Origin of the sequence: Vibrio sp. MA40-2, from assembly GCF_047302445.1 — a bacterium.
Taxonomy (GTDB): Bacteria; Pseudomonadota; Gammaproteobacteria; order Enterobacterales; family Vibrionaceae; genus Vibrio.
The window spans coordinates 1619813-1640581 of record NZ_CP178628.1 but is presented as its reverse complement, the minus strand read 5'-3'; the positions used below and the strand labels follow the sequence as shown (position 1 = coordinate 1640581).

The window sequence follows — 20769 nt, the reverse complement described above, 5'->3', positions numbered from 1 at the left end:
ACGATCGTCACTGTTAACCAATTAGTTTGCCTTTAGTATCCTAGCCAATCAATTTGCGGAGCATATATTTAATCAAAAGCTCGCATCAACAGAAAAATTCTTGGTCCCTCTGACCTTTGGCCGTACTGTAAACACCCTACAAATAATAATGATTTACAGGCGGCCCGCTTTGCGTTAACTCTTTGTCAGTCATCGCGGTAAACATACGCTAAGATTCCATCTCATCTCGGTCTTTGAGCTGCTTAAATACATTTGATAATACTTCTACAGCGATATTAGTCGTTTGCTGGCATAAATGGTCATTCCATTCCGGCCAGACTCGATTGATATATTGATTACTGCCTTCGCCAGGAAATTGATAACCATCATTAAAGGTGGTGGCCATCTGCTTTTGCGCATCATCTTTGCTTGCCATGATCCTCTGCACTCCGACCAGAGCGGTTTTTGGGAAATAAGCTAACGGTTGATTCAATCCCTGAAAATAATATTCAACTAATTCGGCCAAATATTTACTCGCTTGAGCCTTATCGACGGGCAAGATAACTTTATGCTCCAGTCCCGATTTATTATTGAAGCCAATAAGGTGGGTCATTTTATTTTGCCCATTCAAAGCCAGGCACAAGTGTTCTATCCAAGCATTAAGATAATCTTGACTACGAATAGTACCGCTGCGATGACGGATAAGACCCGATTGATAGTGTCCACCTAACCAGCCAGTTAAATTAATCGATTCGTTCAATTGATCAGATTCGATTTGCAAATCAACTTCAATATCGTCTAACGGGTTTTGACAAAGAAAATAAAGAACCTCAACCATTTGCTCGGTTTTATCTAAATTAGCAGTCATTTCTAGTTCACCAAAAGAACCAATGGGCAAACTGCCTTTAGCTCTTTGCTCTTGAACAAAATTTTGATAAACCAATGACTCATCTTGTTGATTAAGCCGGGCATCCAATAACGTTTGTAATAGTTCATGCCTTACCTGATAATTTTGCAAATTATCTAATAAAAACGGTTCGTCATCTTCCATCGTTGGAGCAAAATCTTCAAAAAACACTTTTAGTCGTCGATTAAAGAAATATTGCACCGGTAAACGCCAAAAGCGTTGTAACTCAATCAGAGGTAGCGAATCTTTTTGCTCAGAGACTATTTGATAATCGGGCAGCTCTTGTATGAATTTATCCGCTTGTCGTCCTTGTCTTTTTGCTGCTGGTAACCATTCTTTAGCATAACTTCGATAATCGCCACTAAATGCACTTGGACTAAACGGAACTAAAGGGTAATGGCAAGTTAAATGCTCAACCAACGCGAGATAAGATTCATCACTCGTTAAATCTTGATGTCCCAACAAACAGAAATTTTGCCCACAGTAATCAAGTAACTCAGATACCAATGTAGAAGGTGAGCGCTCACTATTATCCTGAATAGAACGAGCCACGTAACTAATATACAAACGGGTTTGGGCGGAAAGTATTGCTTCTAAAAACAGATATCGATCATCATCTCGTCGTGAGCGATCACCCGGCCTGGCTTGTTGGTTCATTAAATCTAAACCTTCTTTCGGCATCACTCGAGGATACTCACCATCGTTCATTCCTAACAGACAAACTACAGAAAAAGGAATAGATCGCATCGGCATCAAAGTACAGAAGTTAACTTGTCCGGCGAGAAAACGCTGACTAACACGTGAGCTGGATAACTTACTTTGTAAATAATCAACCATAATACTCGCTGACATTGGTTCACTATAAGCGGCGTCTTTTAACTGAGAAGATAATTGTTGCAACACATCACGGATGGATTTCATCGCCACTTCGCCTTCAATGCCAACTAGGAAAAAATCATCCATTAGGCGATAAAGCAGATCCAACCAATCTTCAAGCGATTGTGTCTTGGAAAGCATGCCGCGATAGAAAGAAATCTTATCAATGTAGCTGGCCAATTTACCGGCTATTTCAGCATCCATTCCCTGAACTTCATTGTAAGGCGCGATCAAGCCATTGGAAGTATGATAAACATCCGTACTGCTATGCATCGCGTAACCCAGTAACATTCTTTGAATACCAAATAACCAAGTATTCTGTTCTGTGTCGGGTAAATCAAATTCACTTCCTGTCGATTTATCTAACCCCCAGCGAATGCCACACTCTTCAACCCAGCGTCGAGCTCGTTCAAATTCATTATCATTCAAGCTGAATCGATTCAATATTTCTGGTGTTTCTAACAGTTCTAATATCTCAGGAGCACCACAACGACTTTGTGGTAAAGCAATCAGCCGGAGAAAAGCATTTAAAATAGGACTCTCTTGAGTCGCACTTCTATCTGAAATAGAAAAAGGAATACTTCGCTTGCCTGGTGCGTTACCAAATACCGCCTGAATCGCTGCACTGTAATTATTGATATCTGCCACCATAACAATAATATCTCGTGGTTTAAGATTCGGATCTTGTTCAAACATTTCCAATAAACGGTCGTGCAGCACTTCCACTTCGCGCATTGGGCTATGGCAGGCGTGTAAACTAAGCGAGGTATCATTTACATCTATTGGATTTTTATGTTGGCTCGACAATAGGTTTTGATCATCTTGTCGTTCTTCAAGATTTAAAATATCCGCCTGAATTTGATGCAAGACACTGTCTCTGTTCACCTCAACAAAGGCTTCAATTTCATTCGAAGCCAGTTGAGATAATAACAACATATTATCTCGACCTAATTTTCCCATAGAAGCAAGTAAACTATTGCCAATAACATCAGTATGAAGAGGTTGCTGCTCTGGCGATTCACCTGAATCCCTCTCGACACGGTCAACCAATTCATCTGGCTTTTTATTTTTCGCCGCTAGTTTGGCAACATATTTTCTATCTCTAACATCACCCCAGTAAAAACGACATGGATTGGTAAACATTAAATGCACATCAATATGGCGTCCTAGAGCAGCTAACGCGTCCATGTAACGTGGCGGAATAGACGATATACCAAATACAAACAACCGATTAGGTAATGATTCGAGGGTGCCGGTGTAATGCTCTAACGTGTCAATAAAGTCATCATAAAGGTTGGCCCGGTGATAGGGAGACTGGCCTAGATTAACCGTGTGATCATAAATGGCTTGCCACAATGTTTTTTGCCATGCTTCTTGTTTACCAAGATCAATGCCTGGTTTGCCAGAGTCGATAATCGATTGACCAAGATCGGCCACCAATTGGTCTTTCTCCCACTGAGTAATCCATTCTGGACGATAAACTAAATAACCATCCAAGATATCGGCTATTTTCTCTGCTAATTGATACAGTTTAGACTGGTCATCGTCATCAACTAAATAGCTTTGTAATGGGACAAAATCTGGATTATTTAGTTGCTGAGGAAGCACATGCATTAACTTCCAAATCATTGATTCTTTGGTGAATGCGCTTTTAGTGGGAACATCATCGAGCACTTTTACAAACATTGACCAGATAAACGTAGCGGGCAAGGGAAATTCAATATTCGCCGCAATCCCCAGTTCTTTGGCTAACTCAATTTTTAGCCATTGAGACATACCTGGACTCTGCACCAAGATTTGCTCTTTATCAAATGGGTTATCTAAAGGGTTAGCTCGAATAAGTTCAGCAAGAAGAGACTTAAGAACATCAATTTGGTTGGAGTGATAAACAGTAAACAAGGCAAATCCTCTGCCCATTAAAGCGAAGATCAATGAACCGATCGCTCAATGGCTACGACATAACGAAGTTGGCATCATAATATACAAGAAGATTAGCATAATGCTTTAAGCAAGTAACCTTAGGGTTAGAAATAACCTAACCTATCGATAAATAAAAAAATCCCCTCAATTCAAATTAAGGGGATTGATGTTTTTATCAAATTGATAAGACTAATTTACAAAAAACTACAGGCTTTTTAGACCCCACTTTGCAGCTGTTTCTTCAAAGTAACCTTGTGTTTTTTTCAATTCAATCCAATGATTAATATAGTTAATCCATACCTGATCATTTTGTGGAAGAAGCATTGAAATTGGTGTTGGCTTACGAGCTTGTTCTACTGGAACAATCGCAAGCTGTTTGAAACGTTCAACCAATGTCGCCGCTTCAACATTTGAGGTAACGGAGACATCCGCTCTTCTGGCAAGCAATTCCTGAAAATCACGAGCAGGCGCTTCAATTACGATATGTTCAGCGTTAGGGAAAAAGTCTTTTACCATTTTTTCTTGTACCGTACCAAGTGTTGCTGCAACCTTAACGTCCGGTTTATCAATATCTTGCCAATCGGTGAATTTATCTAATGATTTTTTTTGCACGACAGGAACGAAAGCCAAATAAAAATAAGGTTGGCTATAACCCGCGACTTTAGCACGAGACATGTTTAATGACGCACTGCCTGTCATATCATATTTATCCGCCGTTATGCCGTTAACCAATGTTTTCCAATCGGCGGCAACATATTCGACTTCAACACCTAAATCTTTGGCTAGCTCAGTCGTCACATCAATATCAAAACCCTTGTAACTATTGGTTGTTGGGTCTTTTACCGTCATAGGGTTCCAATCCCCTGTCGTCCCAACTCTGAGTACGCCTGAGCTTAATATGCTTTGTAAGCGGCTCGTTTCTGCCATCGCATTACTTATGCTTAACGTGGCGGTCAAAAAAAGTAGCATCCATTTCTTCATGTTTATTCCTATATGATTTAGGTTATTCCCGTATGATTTATGCTTTTTTTCTATAAGTTGTTAACATAACACTTACACTTTAAATATCTAGACTCTATTCATGCTGTTTTTTCATAAGAAATACCTAATTCTTACTTTGTCTTTGCTCGCATTAACAGGATGCAGTGATTATCAATGGGGTTGGTATGTACTCGATCCAAATACAAAGCAAGGCTCAGCAAACCTTAATTTTTTAGTGTCTGGGTTCTACGACACTATTACTATTTCATTAATAAGTATGCTATTTGCCATGATCATTGGCTTAGTTATCGCTCTGTTCGCTTTATCTAAGTGGCGAATTTTACGAATGATCAACCGAGCTTATGTTGAAGTAATACGAGCGATTCCAGTGTTGGTCCTACTATTGTGGGTTTATTATGGCTTACCGACATTATTAGAGATTAGTCTTAACCATTTTTGGGCAGGTGTTATTGCACTATCGATTGCTGAAAGTGCCTTTCTGGCAGAAGTGTTTCGAGGTGGAATTCAATCTATTTCACAAGGCCAACATGAGGCAGCCAAGTCACTTGGTCTCTCTTATTGGCAAAAAATGCGTTTGATTATTTTACCGCTGGCGTTAAGGCAAATGCTGCCTCCTCTAGGTAATCAATTTGTCTATATTCTCAAAATGTCGTCTCTTGTCAGTGTTATCGGTTTAAATGATCTCACCAGAAAAGCGAATGAATTGGTCGTCAATGAGTATTTGCCATTAGAGATTTATAGCTTCCTTGTTTTAGAATACTTAATTCTTATATTAATTGTGTCTCAAGGCGTCAGGATGTTAGAGAAACGGCTTGAAATTCCGAGTTATTAATAATTGGTAAATAAGTCAGTCGTAGACTTGTTGCTTACTCTAAAAACCACAGATGATTGTGGACTTAATCAGTAATAAGCTGTATAAAAGCACAGTAACAAATAGGACAATATTTAAGGAATAACCATGGCTGTAATCGTCAAGTACGTGGTCGAGCGCAACGGAGAAGAAAAGATGACTTTTACCTCTAAAGCTGAAGCTGACGCTTATGACAAAATGTTAGATATGGCAGATGAGCTTTTTGAGCTGATTGGTAAAAGTGATCTTGTTGAAGATGAAGCAAAACAAGAAGAACTTTCACTATTTTTGGCTCAGAACAAAGATGAAGTACTTTATGCTCTAGGCGCAAAACGCAAACCAGCGCCTAAAAAACCGAAAAAAGTCGCTGCGGTCGAAGATACACAACAAGACTCACAAGAAAACGCCGCTTAACCTAAGCTTAGCAACGGCAAGTATGACCTGACAAAAAACGCAGCAATCGCTGCGTTTTTTAATGCGACTAACCAATTTATTACTGAAAATAGCTTTCTTTTTAAAGAAATATATCGCCAAAAAGACAAGCCATATCAATTTACAGACTTTATACTGTTTAGCTCTTTAATCTCAGGTTCGCTATCTTTATGATGACAAACAGAGCAAAACCTAACTCAAATTGCGTTGGATAACGCCGTAGCGCAAAGACCCTTAAATTGGATGCTTTCTTCTGTGGCAATCGAACCATCACACTTATATTTGGAGATACAACAAATGGCTTATTTTTCTCTCGCATTCGGCACGGCAACCAAAAACCGTGAAGGCAAAATTATTGAAGCGTTTTTTCCAAACCCGGTTTTAAACCCTAGCGAGTCACTTGTTGCTGCACTAAGCAAATTAACAGGTTATGAGTCTGGTAACCAAGCAATTGAAGTTTCTAATGCACTCAGCGCTGAACTTGCTACCGCATTTGCAGCAAATGCAGATGTTGAAAATGCCGCGTTTGCAGAGAAAGCAGCAGCGTCTGAGCAAGCATTAGTTTTGGTTATCTTAGAATCCGATGAAAAACCACTATCTGTCGCGGAAGGATATTTGAAATTACAATTAATTTCACATCGCTTGGTTCAACCTCACGGTACCGTTCTGGATGGCATTTTTGGTCTAATGCACAATATTGCATGGACGAATAAAGGCCCAATCGACCTACCTGAGTTAGCAGAACGTCAAATAGAAGCTCGTCTAGCGGGTGAAGTGATTGTCGTTGATTGTGTAGACAAGTTCCCTAAAATGGTTGATTACGTTGTTCCTACTGGTATTCGTATTGCAGATACTTCTCGTGTTCGTCTAGGTGCTCATGTTGGGGAAGGAACAACCGTTATGCACGAAGGTTTTATCAACTTCAACGCAGGAACCAGTGGAGTAAGCATGGTAGAAGGTCGCATTTCAGCTGGTGTTGTGGTCGGTAACGGTTCTGATATTGGTGGTGGTGCTTCTATTATGGGGACGCTTTCTGGTGGGGGTACGGTTGTTGTTTCTATCGGCGAAAATAGCTTATTAGGTGCCAACTCGGGTCTTGGCTTCCCACTAGGTGATCGCTGTACTGTTGAATCCGGATTATACGTTACCGCAGGTTCTAAAGTACGCATGCTAGATGCTAAAGGACAAGAAGTTGAAGTAGTTAAAGCAAGAGATCTTGCCGGTAAATCCGACCTTCTTTTCCGTCGTAACTCTGTAACAGGTCAAATCGAGTGTCTAACCAACAAATCAGCGATTGAACTTAACAGCGAATTACACAACAACTAATTCACAGCCTTAAATGCTGCAAGCATTATTTTATAACAATAACTCGCTTGCACAATTAGCCAAATTAAGTTGATTAACTTAAAGGACTGGATTACCAGTCCTTTTTGTTTTCAAGGTTACGCGCTACTATCAACAAGAATGACTATTTAAACGTTAAAATCACAACTCATTGCTCTATAAAAATGGTACCGAACCATGCTTCTTGATCATCAGTTAGCCCAACAAATTGTTGACCGTACTATGCTTATCATTGGCAACAATATCAATGTAATGAACCACGCTGGTACCATTATCGCCAGTGGTGATAATGACCGAATAGGAAAAATACATGACGGTGCTTTACTGGCACTTAAACATGGCGATACCCTTGAAGTTAATCACGGTGATACCCCTACCCTAAAAGGCGTTAAACCCGGTATAAATTTACTGCTTAAAGTTTCAGAGCAAGTCATTGGAGTGGTTGGAATTACCGGCGATCCCAACTCTATTCGTAGCTATGCGGAATTAGTTAAAATGACCGCAGAAATGATAGTGGAGCAAGCCAAACTCATCGAACAACTTCAATGGGACAGACGCCACAAAGAAGAATTTATAACCGCGTGGGTACAGAACAAATTATCCAAGACAGAACTAGAGGATTGGTCATCTCGACTCGAAATTGATCTATCTGTACCTAGGGTAGCCGCCGTTATTCGCTTTGAACGGTCAGTCGTTCCAGTAAGCCAAGAAACTATTCGTCAAGTAGTTGAATTACTTGAGCATTATCAAGAAGACGATCTTGTGGCGGTGTTGTCGTTTAATGAGATGGTGATTTTAAAGCCGTATCAGGTTGACAATACTCGTGACGTCAACGAACAAGATCAGCAAATTCTTGAGAAACTTTTTCAACGTTTACAACACCTTTTTCAACATTTAAAACATAAGGGCATTGGTGATGTGAATATCGCTCTAGGCAAGTATTTCAAAGGAGCTGAAAATATAGTTATTTCATTCAAAAGTGCTCAGCAAGTGATGGCATTTGGCCAACTGCACCAACCAGACAAAAACCTGTTTTTATTCGATGACGTCAGATTACCAGTCCTGCTTTCGCCATTAACCGATACATGGCAAGGAAGACAACTGTCCGCTCCCTACTCTCAGTTACTAGCCGCGGACAAATCCGGACAGTTAGTCAAAACGTTACAGGCCCTTTTTACTCACCAAGGTAACCTAAAAGCTTGTGCTGAATCATTGTTCATTCATAGAAACACTTTACGCTATCGTCTAAATAAAATAGAAAGAATAACGAACACTTCACCACATGAATTTTCTGGATTAGTTGAACTTTACTTAGCGCATATGCTTTCTAGTTAATCGGTTTATTTTAGTAATAACGCAAAATTGCCATTAAAATTATTCATAAGCTCAATAATTGGATAAATAAATCCAAAATAATTAGTCACTTGCACAAAGATATTTGACCGATACTTCTGCATAATAAGTGAGACTAATTACCTTAACCAATGCTCCATTATGAATGAGGATATATTGTGAAAATAGTTATTGCGCCAGATTCATTCAAAGAAAGTCTCACTGCCAAGCAAGTCTGTCAGTCTATAGAAAATGGTTTACGCCGAGTCTGGAAAGACGCAGAAATATTGCATGTCCCGGTTGCCGACGGTGGAGAAGGCACGGTGCAATCTCTGGTCGATTCAACTAATGGAAAAATTGTTCACCTAAGTGTGACTGGGCCATTGAAAAAAAGCGTTAACGCATTCTATGGCATGCTAGGTGACGGAGAAACTGCCGTCATAGAAATGGCGGCCGCCAGTGGTTTACATCATGTAGAAAATTCATTACGAGATCCAAAATTAACCTCAAGTTATGGCACGGGCGAATTGATTGTGCATGCTTTAAATGCTGGTGCGAAAAAATTAATCATCGGCTTAGGTGGTAGTGCAACCAATGATGGTGGTATTGGCATGCTGGACGCACTCGGAGTTAAATTTTTTAATGCTCATAACCAACCAGTAGAAACCAATGGTGCCGGACTTGCCGATATAAATACCATTGACTGCTCTTCTATAGACTCTCGCTTTGCAAATTGTGACATTCTCGTTGCTTGCGACGTCGATAATCCATTATGCGGGGAGCACGGCGCCACTGCCACATTTGGCCGACAAAAAGGCGCAACCGATAGCGATATTAGTTTACTTGATGCAGGTATGCTCAACTTTGGTAATAAAGTACAGCAGCAGCTGGGTAAGTCGATTATTTCCGCAGCAGGTGCAGGAGCAGCAGGCGGTATGGGCGGCGCTTTGATCGGTTTTTCTAATGCCGAACTCAAACCAGGCATTGAGATTGTTATCGATACCGTTAAGTTAGATAAGCAACTCGTGGGAGCCGATCTTGTTATTACAGGTGAAGGCCGTATTGATTGGCAAACTGCGCATGGAAAAACGCCAATGGGTGTCGCTCAGGCTGCTAAAAAGACAGATATACCGGTCATTGCAATGGTCGGGTGTGTAGGTAACGATTATCAAGCTGTCTATAACTGCGGTATAGACGCGGTATTCGTTGCGATTCCACGAGCGTTTGATCTCAGTACTGCGTTCGCTGAAGCTGATATTAATCTTGCAGATCTTGCAGAAAACGTGGCTAGACTCTGGCAACTACCTGAATGCTAAACGTTTATAAAAAAATGCTATACGTTTACAAAGTAATACTATTCAATAAAACAGTGAGTTAGATACTACTTATTGATTATGCGACACGCCGCATTGCGTTATTTCCACTTACATTGTTAAATAAAAGACACTGAGAGTAGAGGTAACTTATGGCAACGATCAAAGATGTAGCAAAGGAAGCCGGTGTATCCGTTGCTACCGTTTCACGGGTGATAAACAAATCACCTAAAGCAAGTGTCACCTCTGTAGAGGCAGTAAAGCTCGCAATGCGTAAGCTGGGCTATAGGCCTAATGCCAACGCCAGAGCGTTGGTTAACCAAACCACTAATACCGTTGGTGTACTGGTCTCTGATGTTTCTGACCCATTTTTCGGTACCGCAGTAAAAGCGATTGATAATATTGCGCAGCAGCACGGTAAACATATTCTTATTTGTAATGGTTACCATGATCTAAAACGTGAAAGAGAATCGATAGAACTGCTTATTAACAGTCGTTGTGAATCGTTGATTATTCATTCTAAAAGCTTAACAGACAAAGAATTAATTGGGTTTGCTAATGAAGTACCCGGCATGGTCATTATTAATCGACACATTCCTGAATTAGGCCACCGGTGTATTTCACTCGATAATCGAAAAGGCTCGTATTTAGCTACTGAGTTTTTGATCCGTCACGGACATACTCAAATTGCCTGTATTGCTTCTTCCCATGCGATTGAAGATGTAGAAGAGCGTATCGAGGGTTACTTAACCGCAATGATGGATAACGGATTAAATCCGTCGCAAAGCTATATCGAATATGGAGAACCTAACAGTGAAGGGGGTGAATACGCTGCAACGAACCTATTAGCCAAATCAGTCCCTTTTTCCGCTGTAGTGGCATATAACGATTATATGGCAGCAGGGGCGATTTCTATTTTTGAAGAAAATGGCTTACAAGTCCCCGAGCAAATGTCCATAGTTGGCTTCGATGATGGGTTAATTGCACGTTACGTTCATCCAACTCTCACCACTATCCGCTATCCAATCCAGTTAATGGCCGAAAAAGCGGCTCGACTTTCTCTTTCTCTGGCCAAAAAAGAGCAAATAGAAACAGAAGAAAATCGATTCTCTCCAACCATCGTTCGTCGAGAATCTGTCGCAAAACGACAAGCTAACGAAACTCTATCAGTATAGATCGACTATGTGATTGGACAACGTAAGCACAGTCAACAAAACAGTACCTTGAAGGATAACCAATATAATAAGGAAATAGACCAATGAAAGACAGCCACTCAAAAAAACAATTAGCAGCGGATTTTTTTCATGGTGAACAAGGATATAACTGTGCTCAGGCAGTATTAAAGGCCTATCAACATGAGTCAGGCATGTCTGAGTTAACCATTCGTTCAGCCAAAGCAATTGGCGGTGGACGAGCTGAAGGAGGAATTTGTGGTACGCTTTACGCTGCTTATATATTACTAGGAGAAAATGAGCTAAGTAAGCAGATCAGCCAACAGTTCTTGCAAACGACTGGGTCGACGCTATGCAGTGACATTAAACAGTCTGAATGTGGTTGCCGTGGTTATGTTGCCAAAGTGGCGGAACTCACCACTGAACATATACAACACATAAATGGCAATAATGCAGAATATGCCAGTAGCAGAGAAATAAGAGAGCGAAGAATGATCCCTTGTCACTCATATCTCTAAAAAACGTTTTCTTGAACCGTTATTTCAAAAACCATAGTCATTTCAAAAGACGTAAGTTATTTCAACACTACATAGCAAAGACAACCGTTGTGATTAAAACTCAAAGGCATACTTAGTTTGATAGCAATACTGCCCACCTGGACGAAGAATTGAGCTTTCTTGCTCCCATTCTGGATGATTTGGTGAATCAGGTAAAAATTGCGTTTCTAAAGCCACCCCTGCGTAATCTTCATATTGACCAGCATTTCTATCGTTTTCACCGCCAAGCCAGTTACCGGTATAAAGCTGAATAGCTGGTTTGTTAGTGTACACTTTCATTGAAACACTTCTATCTTCTGTGCTAACAATAGCAGCACATGCACCGTTGCGACATTCCGCATTTAAATAGAAGGAGTGATCGTACCCTTTAGGGGACTGTTGTTGTTCATCAAGCAAAAAGTCTTTAGCTATTTTTTTCGCCACTCTAAAGTCAAAACCAGTATCAATTACTGGCGCTAATTCTCCTAAAGGAACCCCTATATTATTGGTGGGTAAGTAATGGTCTGCATTAATATAAAGTGAGTAAGATTTACAATCGGTACCTGATGATTCACCTTGTAAATTAAAATAGGCATGATTGGTTAAATTGATTGGCGTAGCTTTGTCTGTTGATGCTTTGTAGCTAATGATAACTTGGTTATCTTCTGTCAACTGGTAGGTAACAAATACATCTAGGTTTCCAGGGAAGCCTTGGTCTCCATCAGGTGACGTTAGGTTGAACTGGACATAGTTTATTCCCTGAGACGCGATTTTCCAGCGTCTGTGACTAAACCCATCAGGACCACCATGTAGGGTATTTCCTGATTGATTGATTAAGACTTGATACTTCTTGCCATCGATCTGGAACTGTCCTGCTGCAATACGATTAGCAAACCGCCCTGCGGTTACTCCCATATATGACGACATTTTTTTATAATTAGCCATTGTTGACGTGCCTAGTAGCACTTCACGGCCTTTATTATCAATCGGTAACACACAACTAAGCCAAGTGGCACCAATATCCATTAGGGTAATCGACATTCCACAAGTATTGCGAAGCTCAATTAACAATGCAGGCTGCCCATCAAAGGCAGCCTCACTTGTCATCGTTTGTTTTAACGTTTCGACCATGACGGTTTTATTCTCTCATTTTAATAATCTAACTTTATTGATGACGCGGCTTAACAAGCAATAATATCTATCAACTGAGCCTAATATCACTGAAAAACTAAGCTTATTATCATTTAACCAATGAATGGCATCATTAAAGCAATCCTGCGCCATCTGTTGCTTGGCACACATAAATCGATTCTTTAAGACCGGTTGCTGCCTGATATTTTTCTTCTATCACTGCGCGTACGTTTTCAACCAACGCCGGCGGCACTAAAGCAACGATACACCCACCAAACCCACCACCAGTCATTCGCACGCCACCAGCGTCGCCAATCACTTCTTTAACCAAATCCACCAAAACATCGACTTCTTTAACGGTAATTTCAAAGTCATCGCGCATAGAAGCATGTGATTGAGCCATTAACTCTCCCATTCGCTTCATATTGCCAGATTTAAGTACTTCAGCTGCTTCTTCGGTACGATCATTTTCTGTAATAATATGCCTGGCTCGATTAGCAACAACAGGATCGAGTTCCGCTTTACGCGCCTCGAATTGTTCAATAGTGACATCACGTAATGCTTTTACACCAAAGAAACGAGCCGCTTGTTCGCACTGTTCACGACGAGCGTTATATTCACTATCAACCAATCCACGTTTTTTATTCGAATTGATAATAACAACTGACATGTCTTTTGGCATTGACACAGGTTCTGTTTCTAGTGAACGGCAATCAATCAGTAAAGCATGATTTTTTTTGCCTTTAGCAGAAATCAGTTGATCCATGATGCCACAATTACAACCAACAAATTCATTTTCGGCTTGTTGGCCATTGAGGGCGATGTCGGCTTGACTAATTTGCAGTGAATACAACTCTTTAAACGTCTGACCAATAACAACTTCGAGCGCAGCAGAAGAACTTAAACCTGCTCCCTGTGGTACGTTACCACTTACCGCAATGTCGACGCCTTTGAATTGATAGCCGCGTTGAATTAAGCAATGAACAACACCACGAATGTAATTGGCCCACATTCGCTTGTCATGAAAATTAATTTCCTGAGTCAAATCAAACTCGTCAACTTGATTATCATAATCAACCGCAACGACACGAACAATATTGTCGTCCCGTTTTGCTGCTGCAACTAACGTTTGGTAGTTAATTGCGCAAGGCAACACAAAGCCATCATTATAATCGGTATGTTCACCAATTAAATTAACACGTCCCGGCGCTTGAATAAGATGCGTCGGTTCATATCCTAGCTCTTGGCTAAAAGACGCTTTCACGCGGTTTGATAATGTAGTCATAGTCTCTTTCTCTTTTAATTTTCAATTCATCAGGATCAGATTTAAGCGCAATTTATTTGTTGTTTAGGTTTAACTATTTCTATTTACCTGTAACCAAAGCAAATAAAACTTGAGCGCTTGTCCACAAACACTCAACGACTCGCTATCGATACCTACGATTAGTCTTGCTGCTTAAAGTGAATATCACTCACTTGGCGTAATTTTTCTGCCGCTTGTTCGGCAGTTAAATCTCGTTGAGATTCGGCCAACATTTCATACCCCACCATAAACTTACGAACGGAAGCGCTACGTAATAACGGTGGATAAAACAAACAGTGCAACTGCCAATGATCTATATCCGTGCCTTGCTCAAAGAAAGGCGCATAATGCCAGCCCATGGAATAAGGGAAAGAACATTGGAATAAATTGTCATAACGACTGGTTAGTTTCTTAATGGCAAGCGCAAGATCATCACGTTGTTGGTCGGTTAATTCACTCATACGGCGAATATGTTCTTTGGGTAACAACATAGTTTCAAATGGCCATGCCGCCCAATAAGGGACAACCGCTACCCAATACTCGGTTTCAACCACAATGCGTTCGCCATCTTTTAATTCGGCTTTAACGTAATCACAAAGTAGATTTGAGCCTTGAGTTTGATAATATTCTTTTAAATGCTTTTCTTTGCGTTCAATTTCATTAGGTAAGAAGCTATTTGCCCACACTTGTCCATGTGGATGAGGTTGAGAACACCCCATAGTTTCACCCTTATTTTCAAACGCTTGAACCCAAACGTAATCTTTACCTAGCTCTTCTATTTGCTCATTCCATGTATCAATCACACCACGAATTTTATTCAACGGCAGTTCGGGCAAGGTTTTACTGTGATCGGGAGAAAAACAAATCACTCGGCTCAACCCACGTGCGCTTTGCGTTTTAAATAATGGGTTATCAGATGCAGGGGCATCAGGAGAATCTGGCATTAACGCAGCAAAATCATTACTAAATACATAAGTTCCCTCATAATCTGGGTTTTTATCACCAGAGATACGAGTATTGCCTGCACACAAAAAACAGTTCTTATCATAGTGAGGGAGTTCTGCCGTATTAGGGACTTCATCCTGACCGCTCCAAGGACGTTTAGCTCGATGTGGAGAGACTAATATCCACTGACCTGTCAAAGGATTAAAACGACGATGAGGATGATCTACAGGGTTAAATTTAATTTCAGACATACAAATTCTCACTGCAATTGAGTTGAATGGCTAAATACCTAATTATTAGTATTAGGGAGTAATGTCAGATATCTAGCCTTAGATTTTATTTATAACCTTGTGGGTTTTTAGATTGCCAATTCCATGTATCTGTTGTCATTTCGACAACCGTGCGGGTCGCTTTCCAACCAAGGTCTTTTTCTGCTTTAGCAGTACTTGCCCAACACTCAGCAATATCACCAGGACGGCGAGGGCATATTTCATAAGGAACAGGCTGTTTGCTTGCTTTTGCAAATGCATCCACCATTTCTAAGACACTAGAGCCTTTACCTGTGCCTAAGTTATAAATATGCAAGCCTGCTTTTTTACCAACAGAATTTAGCGCGGCAATATGGCCGTCGGCCAAATCCATCACATGAATATAGTCACGTACACCTGTACCATCAGGTGTAGAATAATCATCACCGAACACCGACAGTTTTTCACGTCGACCGACCGCAACTTGTGCAATGAATGGCATTAAATTATTAGGAATACCCTGTGGGTCTTCTCCCATGGTACCTGAAGGGTGAGCTCCCACTGGGTTAAAATATCGAAGTAATGTGATACTCCAATCGGGTTGAGCTTTAAAAAAATCGGTTAATACCCCTTCAACCATATACTTGCTGCTGCCATATGGATTGGTTGTTGCGCCTACTGGAGAGTCTTCAGTAATTGGCACAACATCGGGGTCACCATAAACGGTCGCAGAAGAGCTAAATACAATACTTTTGACTCCAGCTTTATGCATAGATCGTACAAGCACAAGAGAGCCATTTACATTGTTATCATAGTATTCGAGAGGTTTGGCAACAGATTCACCGACCGATTTTAAACCTGCAAAATGAATAACGGAGTTAATATCATGCTCCGAAAAAACGCTATCCAAAAATGCCTCGTCACGAATATCACCTATATAAAAAGCTGGGCGAGCGCCAGTTAGCGCCTCTATTCTATCTAGTACAGCGGTTTTGCTATTGCAAAGGTTATCGACAATGATTGGTTCAATACCTGCTTGCAACATTTGGACACAAGTATGACTGCCGATGTACCCCATCCCACCCGTAACTAAAACTTTCACATTAGCCTCTCTTTTACGCAACTACGCGCTAAAAATTAGAATCTATTGGCGTTGTAATTCAAATCAGTACACTCAATAGACGATGAATGAAGTGTAGAGGCTATCAACCTTAATTGCTGTGATCAAACTCAAATAGTGTAAACGTTTCCACAAATAAATCTTAGTAGCCAATTAAAGGCAAAAAAAAAACCTTAAGAAAGTCTTGGTTACTTAACTACTTCTTTATGTAAACGTAAATCATTATTAATAGCGCCTCAAAATAATATGCAATGCGATTAGCTAAAATGGATAATCCTAAGATTATTTAGCCGCTCTAACCGCTTTGGCTAATCGAGCGGGCGCTTTTTTAGGGTCGGCAGATGGATCACTAAAAAACTCGCTAATCACGTCTATCATCGCGTCACGAATAAAGCTGGTTGTTGACATGTCCGCGGAAAGACTAGGTACTAATGTGTGATTGTTTTCCGCTTGGGTAAATGCATTCCTAGACTTAAAGGTACATTCATCAAACCCTTGCATAGACACATCATTGCGAGCAGGAAGTGAGCCTTTACTATAATTAAATTGCTGTTGAAATGTTTTAGACATGATTGTTTTAGCTAACTCTTTTTGCCCTAAACCTCTTGATGGGTCATGAGATTTAAAGAACACAAAACTGTCAATATTGTAGCTGAATATATCTTCTGTTCCCGGAGCGGCAACACACAAATAATCTTCTCCGGGTACTTTACCAGCAAATGTCATTTCACCTTTTACCCAATCGCCCATTAACTGCATTGCGGCTTCACCATTCATGACCATTTGAGTCGCCACATTCCAGTCTCTACCGAGTGCATTTTCATCAATGTAGCTCGCGACTTTCTTGAAGGCGCTAAACACCTGCTGCATCTTTTTACCGGATAACACATCGAAATCAAGTTCAACAAAAGCGTTGTAATAATCTTCTGGCCCAAGTATGGCAATGGCTAACGATTCGAAAACAGTCGCATCTTGCCAAGGCTGTCTCCCGTGAGCTAAAGGGATATAACCAGCCGCCTTAACTGCATCTGCAACAGTAAAAAATTCATCTAGCGTTGTCGGGACAGGCACCCCAACTTGTTGTAAAACTTTTGGGTTAACCCAAAGCCAATTAACTCGGTGAATATTCACTGGAGCCGCAACGTAACGACCTTTATATTTCATTATTTCGGATATTGTTGATGGTAAAAGTGAATCCCAATCGTCTTCTTTTGCTACATCATCCAAACTGGTCAGAAAACCTAATTTTGTCCATTCTTGGATATCATAACCTTTGATTTGAGCCGAAGTTGGGGGATTACCAGACACGGCTCGAGCTTTGAGTACCATCATGGCACTTTGTCCACCACCGCCAGCAACCGAAAAATCTTTCCAAATATGTCCCCTACTTTCGATGCCTTGTTCTAATAGTTTCGCGGAACGAGCCTCTCCACCAGAAGTCCACCAGTGCAGTACTTCCACTTCGGCTGTGTTGGCAGTAGGGCTAATTAACAAGCTGAACCACGCAGAGCACAACAGTAACCTTGCAATATTTTTCAGGGTTGCCAACGCTTTAATTTCAGGAATAATGTTAAGTTTAGGACCAGATTTAACGATTATTTTTGGTGGTAATATTCTCATCTTAACGCCACTCTTGGTAAATTTACTTGCACTTGTAATCCACCTTCATCTAAATTGCACATAACCAGTTGCCCACCTAATGAGTGAACAATACTTCTCGAAATTCCTAGCCCTAGCCCGTGTCCATCACTGTCGTTAGCTAATCGCACATAAGGCTTAAATACTTGTTCCATTTTGGTTTCGGGGATACCAGGGCCTTGATCAATGATATTGATTTCCAGTTCTTTGGCACTATCACGTATAGTAATAGTGACTTTACTACCGTACTTGACGCCATTACCAACTAAATTAGATAAACATCGTTTTAACGCTAACGGCTTACAAACCAAAGGAATACTTTTAGACGTTTGTAACAGCACGTGCTCTGTTTTTGTGTTGTATTGCTCAGCAATAGTCTTGAGCAACTCTACTACATCAACTTGGACTAAGTTCTCATGGATATCGGTGTCTTTTACCGTTTGTAAGGCACCTTTTACCATCAACTCTAACTCATCCAAATCGCGGTTAAATTTAAGTTCTCTCTGCTCATCTTCTATTAATTCAGAGCGGATCCGTAAACGAGTAATGGGTGTTTTTAAGTCATGGGAAATCGCACTAAATAACCGCTCTCTATCATCGATATATTTTTTCAAGCTTTCTTGCATACGATTAAATGCGCGGGTTGCGGTGACCAATTCACTTGCACCTTCTTCAACTAATGGCGGTTGATTGATATCAGTACTCAATGCATTTGCTGCTTTGGCTAAGTTTTTTAAAGGCTTAACTTGCCGCCTTACCATAATGTAGGTAAAACTCATTAATAGTGCGGTGATAAAAAAGATAAAAAACAGTTGTTGATTAGTAATCACTTCATCTTCTAGCATAACGTAAGGCGACGGCAGTAACGCGGCAATATACAGCCATTCATTAGCGGCTAACTTAATTTGTACCACTAAAATGGGCGGATTTAGCGGTTCTAAACGCAGAGTATAATGTGCCCAAGATTTAGGAAGATCACTTAACAAAGTATCGTTGGTTAGCACATGAAGATTTTCTGGCCGAGAGAATTCAACTTTAATATTTTCTATATCATTAATCTTTTCTAATTTCTGTGCCAAAACCGACTCAAATACCTCAACGGTCGCGGTTTTCATTTCACTACTACCGGCTGGATCAATCGTTATTTGCTCTTCATTAAATGAAACAAAAAAACGTGTTCCTCCGATATTTCTTAATTGGTTCAATACCATATGGCGATATTGCAAAGGTAAAGATTGGAAAAAATTGGCGGTTGAAGCAAAGTTATTTGCCATACTAGTGGCAGTAGATTTGAGCCCTTCTAACTCTCTATCTTTTGATTGGGCATACCAGATCGTGGTAGCAATAAGTTGAGCAAAAATAACCGAAAGTAATGTAAGCCATAACGTACGAGAGACGAGAGATCGAGGAATGATGGAGACACATTTTTCCTTCACTTTACAGCCTAAACGGGTAAACTTAGTGCAAAATACATAGCCCATATTTTTGTTAGTTTCCATCGATGGTACTCGTTTTCATAATGAGCGTTATTTATACATTTGTATATCGTAATCAACATTTAGTATGCGGTATTAGCACTGGCAAATAGCATCAATCTTCATAAGTAACATCTGCAGAAAGTATGTAACCGTCTCCACGCATAGTCTTAATCAGTTTGGGTTTTTTACCACTGTCGCCGAGTTGATGACGCAATCGTGATAACTGTACATCAAGTCCTCGCTCTGTAGGCAGCGCATTTCTACCTTTGATTACTTGCGAAATACTGTCTCTATCAAGAATTTGATTCGGGTTTTGCAAAAATAGCATTAACAAAGTGAAATCTTTTCCCGATAATTCAAACTCATTGTTTGTTAACTGATTGGTTAACGTATGCGACTGAACATGTAATTTCCAATCAGCAAACTGAATATACTTCGGTTTTGGTTTTTCTGGTGCAGAATCGGTTACTTGTGTGCGCCGCAGCATGGCTTTAATCCTAGCTGTTAACTGCCTTGGACTAAATGGCTTAGCGACATAATCATCTGCGCCTATTTCTAATCCAACAATTTGATCGGTTTCGTCAGAAACTGCGGTCAGCATAATAATAGGTACATTGGAAGACTTTCTTACGTACTGACATAAAGTAAAACCATCATCTCCAGGCATCATCACGTCAAGTAATATTAAATCCGGTTCAGCTTCTAAAAGGCGACGTTTCATCTCTTCACCTTCAGACGCTAAAATAACGGTATAACCTGCTTTGGTTAAATATTCCTCAAGAAGATCGCGAATTTCTTCATCATCATCCACGACTAGTATTCGTTTATTTGCATACATAAGCTTACCTCTTCTCTTATTATTTTTTGCTATCAGGTAATCGTAAATTATCTGCTGTTATTAACATCATTTTCTGAAATTAAAATTCACATTATTCACTGAAATCGCCTTTGTAACGTAGATTCAACACATCTTACCAGACTCTTACTCGAGTATTGCATTATGTTACGTTTTGTTACGTTCAGCGTGACAGTTAACTCGTTCAGAGCATTATGCCTCAGGTAATATACTCGCCGTAAACGAGATATATATCTTCTATTTAAATGTATTAAAAATAAATTTTTAGCGCCTTAGTATCGCTTCCTTTTATTAATACTTTTAAATCAATATTTATTAACTTTAACAAATAAAACAAAAAATTTAATTTAATCATTCTATTAATTAATTGATTAACTATTATATTAA

Annotated in this window: 16 protein-coding genes; 7 read left to right on the top strand and 9 right to left on the bottom strand. The window is 40.1% G+C overall.

Annotated elements, in window-relative coordinates:
• Nucleotides 1-208 precede the first annotated feature (208 nt).
• Together recC and ACLKML_RS15020 are read right to left on the bottom strand one after the other, a co-directional pair.
• The gene (recC, locus tag ACLKML_RS15025) at nucleotides 209-3661 is read right to left on the bottom strand and encodes an exodeoxyribonuclease V subunit gamma (protein ID WP_413283881.1); all 3453 of its coding nucleotides are present in this window, start codon (nucleotides 3659-3661) and stop codon (nucleotides 209-211) included.
• A gap of 225 nt (nucleotides 3662-3886) precedes the next feature.
• Entirely contained in the window at nucleotides 3887-4651 is a 765-nt protein-coding gene (locus ACLKML_RS15020; protein ID WP_413285897.1) for a transporter substrate-binding domain-containing protein, read from the bottom strand.
• A gap of 112 nt (nucleotides 4652-4763) precedes the next feature.
• On the opposite strand from ACLKML_RS15020, the gene ACLKML_RS15015 reads away from it, so the two are divergent.
• The 7 genes from ACLKML_RS15015 (at nucleotide 4764) to ACLKML_RS14985 (ending at nucleotide 11645) form a co-directional block, all read left to right on the top strand.
• Nucleotides 4764-5516 carry an amino acid ABC transporter permease gene (locus ACLKML_RS15015; RefSeq protein ID WP_413283880.1) on the top strand — a complete coding sequence of 251 codons (753 nt, stop codon included), beginning with the start codon at nucleotides 4764-4766 and terminating at the stop codon, nucleotides 5514-5516.
• 126 nt (nucleotides 5517-5642) lie between these two features.
• Nucleotides 5643-5948 carry a YebG family protein gene (locus ACLKML_RS15010; RefSeq protein WP_413283879.1) on the top strand — a complete coding sequence of 102 codons (306 nt, stop codon included), beginning with the start codon at nucleotides 5643-5645 and terminating at the stop codon, nucleotides 5946-5948.
• A gap of 315 nt (nucleotides 5949-6263) precedes the next feature.
• The gene (gene dapD / locus ACLKML_RS15005; protein ID WP_413283878.1) at nucleotides 6264-7292 is read left to right on the top strand and encodes a 2,3,4,5-tetrahydropyridine-2,6-dicarboxylate N-succinyltransferase; all 1029 of its coding nucleotides are present in this window, start codon (nucleotides 6264-6266) and stop codon (nucleotides 7290-7292) included.
• A 195-nt stretch (nucleotides 7293-7487) separates the two neighbouring features.
• A complete protein-coding gene (locus ACLKML_RS15000) occupies nucleotides 7488-8645 on the top strand; it encodes a sugar diacid recognition domain-containing protein (RefSeq protein ID WP_413283877.1) in 1158 nt (385 codons plus the stop codon).
• 176 nt (nucleotides 8646-8821) lie between these two features.
• The gene (locus tag ACLKML_RS14995; protein WP_413283876.1) at nucleotides 8822-9958 is read left to right on the top strand and encodes a glycerate kinase; all 1137 of its coding nucleotides are present in this window, start codon (nucleotides 8822-8824) and stop codon (nucleotides 9956-9958) included.
• A 149-nt stretch (nucleotides 9959-10107) separates the two neighbouring features.
• Nucleotides 10108-11130, top strand: coding sequence for a substrate-binding domain-containing protein (locus ACLKML_RS14990; RefSeq protein WP_413283875.1), 1023 nt, complete (start codon nucleotides 10108-10110; stop codon nucleotides 11128-11130).
• Nucleotides 11131-11213: 83 nt separating this feature from the next.
• A complete protein-coding gene (locus tag ACLKML_RS14985; RefSeq protein ID WP_413283874.1) occupies nucleotides 11214-11645 on the top strand; it encodes a C-GCAxxG-C-C family (seleno)protein in 432 nt (143 codons plus the stop codon).
• Between the two features lie 93 nt (nucleotides 11646-11738).
• On the opposite strand, the gene galM is transcribed toward ACLKML_RS14985, so the two are convergent.
• From galM to ACLKML_RS14950, 7 genes are all read right to left on the bottom strand, one after another.
• Nucleotides 11739-12794, bottom strand: a complete 1056-nt coding sequence (galM, locus tag ACLKML_RS14980) for a galactose-1-epimerase (RefSeq protein ID WP_413283873.1) — start codon at nucleotides 12792-12794, stop codon at nucleotides 11739-11741.
• A 133-nt stretch (nucleotides 12795-12927) separates the two neighbouring features.
• Nucleotides 12928-14079: a galactokinase gene (galK, locus tag ACLKML_RS14975; protein WP_413283872.1), complete on the bottom strand. Its 1152-nt coding sequence runs from the start codon at nucleotides 14077-14079 to the stop codon at nucleotides 12928-12930.
• Between the two features lie 158 nt (nucleotides 14080-14237).
• Entirely contained in the window at nucleotides 14238-15293 is a 1056-nt protein-coding gene (locus ACLKML_RS14970) for a UDP-glucose--hexose-1-phosphate uridylyltransferase (RefSeq protein ID WP_413283871.1), read from the bottom strand.
• A gap of 85 nt (nucleotides 15294-15378) precedes the next feature.
• On the bottom strand, nucleotides 15379-16392 hold the full coding sequence (gene galE / locus ACLKML_RS14965) for a UDP-glucose 4-epimerase GalE (RefSeq protein WP_413283870.1): 1014 nt from the start codon (nucleotides 16390-16392) through the stop codon (nucleotides 15379-15381).
• A 300-nt stretch (nucleotides 16393-16692) separates the two neighbouring features.
• On the bottom strand, nucleotides 16693-18030 hold the full coding sequence (locus ACLKML_RS14960; RefSeq protein ID WP_413283869.1) for an ABC transporter substrate-binding protein: 1338 nt from the start codon (nucleotides 18028-18030) through the stop codon (nucleotides 16693-16695).
• Nucleotides 18027-19547 (bottom strand): ATP-binding protein, encoded by a 1521-nt coding sequence (locus ACLKML_RS14955; RefSeq protein WP_317717154.1) that lies wholly within the window; start codon nucleotides 19545-19547, stop codon nucleotides 18027-18029. The genes ACLKML_RS14960 and ACLKML_RS14955 overlap by 4 nt, the downstream gene beginning before the upstream one ends.
• A 91-nt stretch (nucleotides 19548-19638) precedes the next feature.
• Nucleotides 19639-20364 carry a response regulator gene (locus ACLKML_RS14950; protein WP_413283868.1) on the bottom strand — a complete coding sequence of 242 codons (726 nt, stop codon included), beginning with the start codon at nucleotides 20362-20364 and terminating at the stop codon, nucleotides 19639-19641.
• Between the last annotated feature and the right edge of the window lie 405 nt (nucleotides 20365-20769).

What these genes read in the sequence shown, in the direction of transcription:
- ACLKML_RS15020 (WP_413285897.1), bottom strand. Translation starts at nt 4,651, where the DNA reads ATGCTACTTTTTTTGACCGCCACGTTAAGCATAAGTAATGCGATGGCA.
- ACLKML_RS15015 (WP_413283880.1), top strand. Translation starts at nt 4,764, where the DNA reads ATGCTGTTTTTTCATAAGAAATACCTAATTCTTACTTTGTCTTTGCTC.
- ACLKML_RS15010 (WP_413283879.1), top strand. Translation starts at nt 5,643, where the DNA reads ATGGCTGTAATCGTCAAGTACGTGGTCGAGCGCAACGGAGAAGAAAAG.
- dapD (WP_413283878.1), top strand. Translation starts at nt 6,264, where the DNA reads ATGGCTTATTTTTCTCTCGCATTCGGCACGGCAACCAAAAACCGTGAA.
- ACLKML_RS15000 (WP_413283877.1), top strand. Translation starts at nt 7,488, where the DNA reads ATGCTTCTTGATCATCAGTTAGCCCAACAAATTGTTGACCGTACTATG.
- ACLKML_RS14990 (WP_413283875.1), top strand. Translation starts at nt 10,108, where the DNA reads ATGGCAACGATCAAAGATGTAGCAAAGGAAGCCGGTGTATCCGTTGCT.
- ACLKML_RS14985 (WP_413283874.1), top strand. Translation starts at nt 11,214, where the DNA reads ATGAAAGACAGCCACTCAAAAAAACAATTAGCAGCGGATTTTTTTCAT.
- galM (WP_413283873.1), bottom strand. Translation starts at nt 12,794, where the DNA reads ATGGTCGAAACGTTAAAACAAACGATGACAAGTGAGGCTGCCTTTGAT.
- galK (WP_413283872.1), bottom strand. Translation starts at nt 14,079, where the DNA reads ATGACTACATTATCAAACCGCGTGAAAGCGTCTTTTAGCCAAGAGCTA.
- ACLKML_RS14970 (WP_413283871.1), bottom strand. Translation starts at nt 15,293, where the DNA reads ATGTCTGAAATTAAATTTAACCCTGTAGATCATCCTCATCGTCGTTTT.
- ACLKML_RS14960 (WP_413283869.1), bottom strand. Translation starts at nt 18,030, where the DNA reads ATGAGAATATTACCACCAAAAATAATCGTTAAATCTGGTCCTAAACTT.
- ACLKML_RS14955 (WP_317717154.1), bottom strand. Translation starts at nt 19,547, where the DNA reads ATGGAAACTAACAAAAATATGGGCTATGTATTTTGCACTAAGTTTACC.
- ACLKML_RS14950 (WP_413283868.1), bottom strand. Translation starts at nt 20,364, where the DNA reads ATGTATGCAAATAAACGAATACTAGTCGTGGATGATGATGAAGAAATT.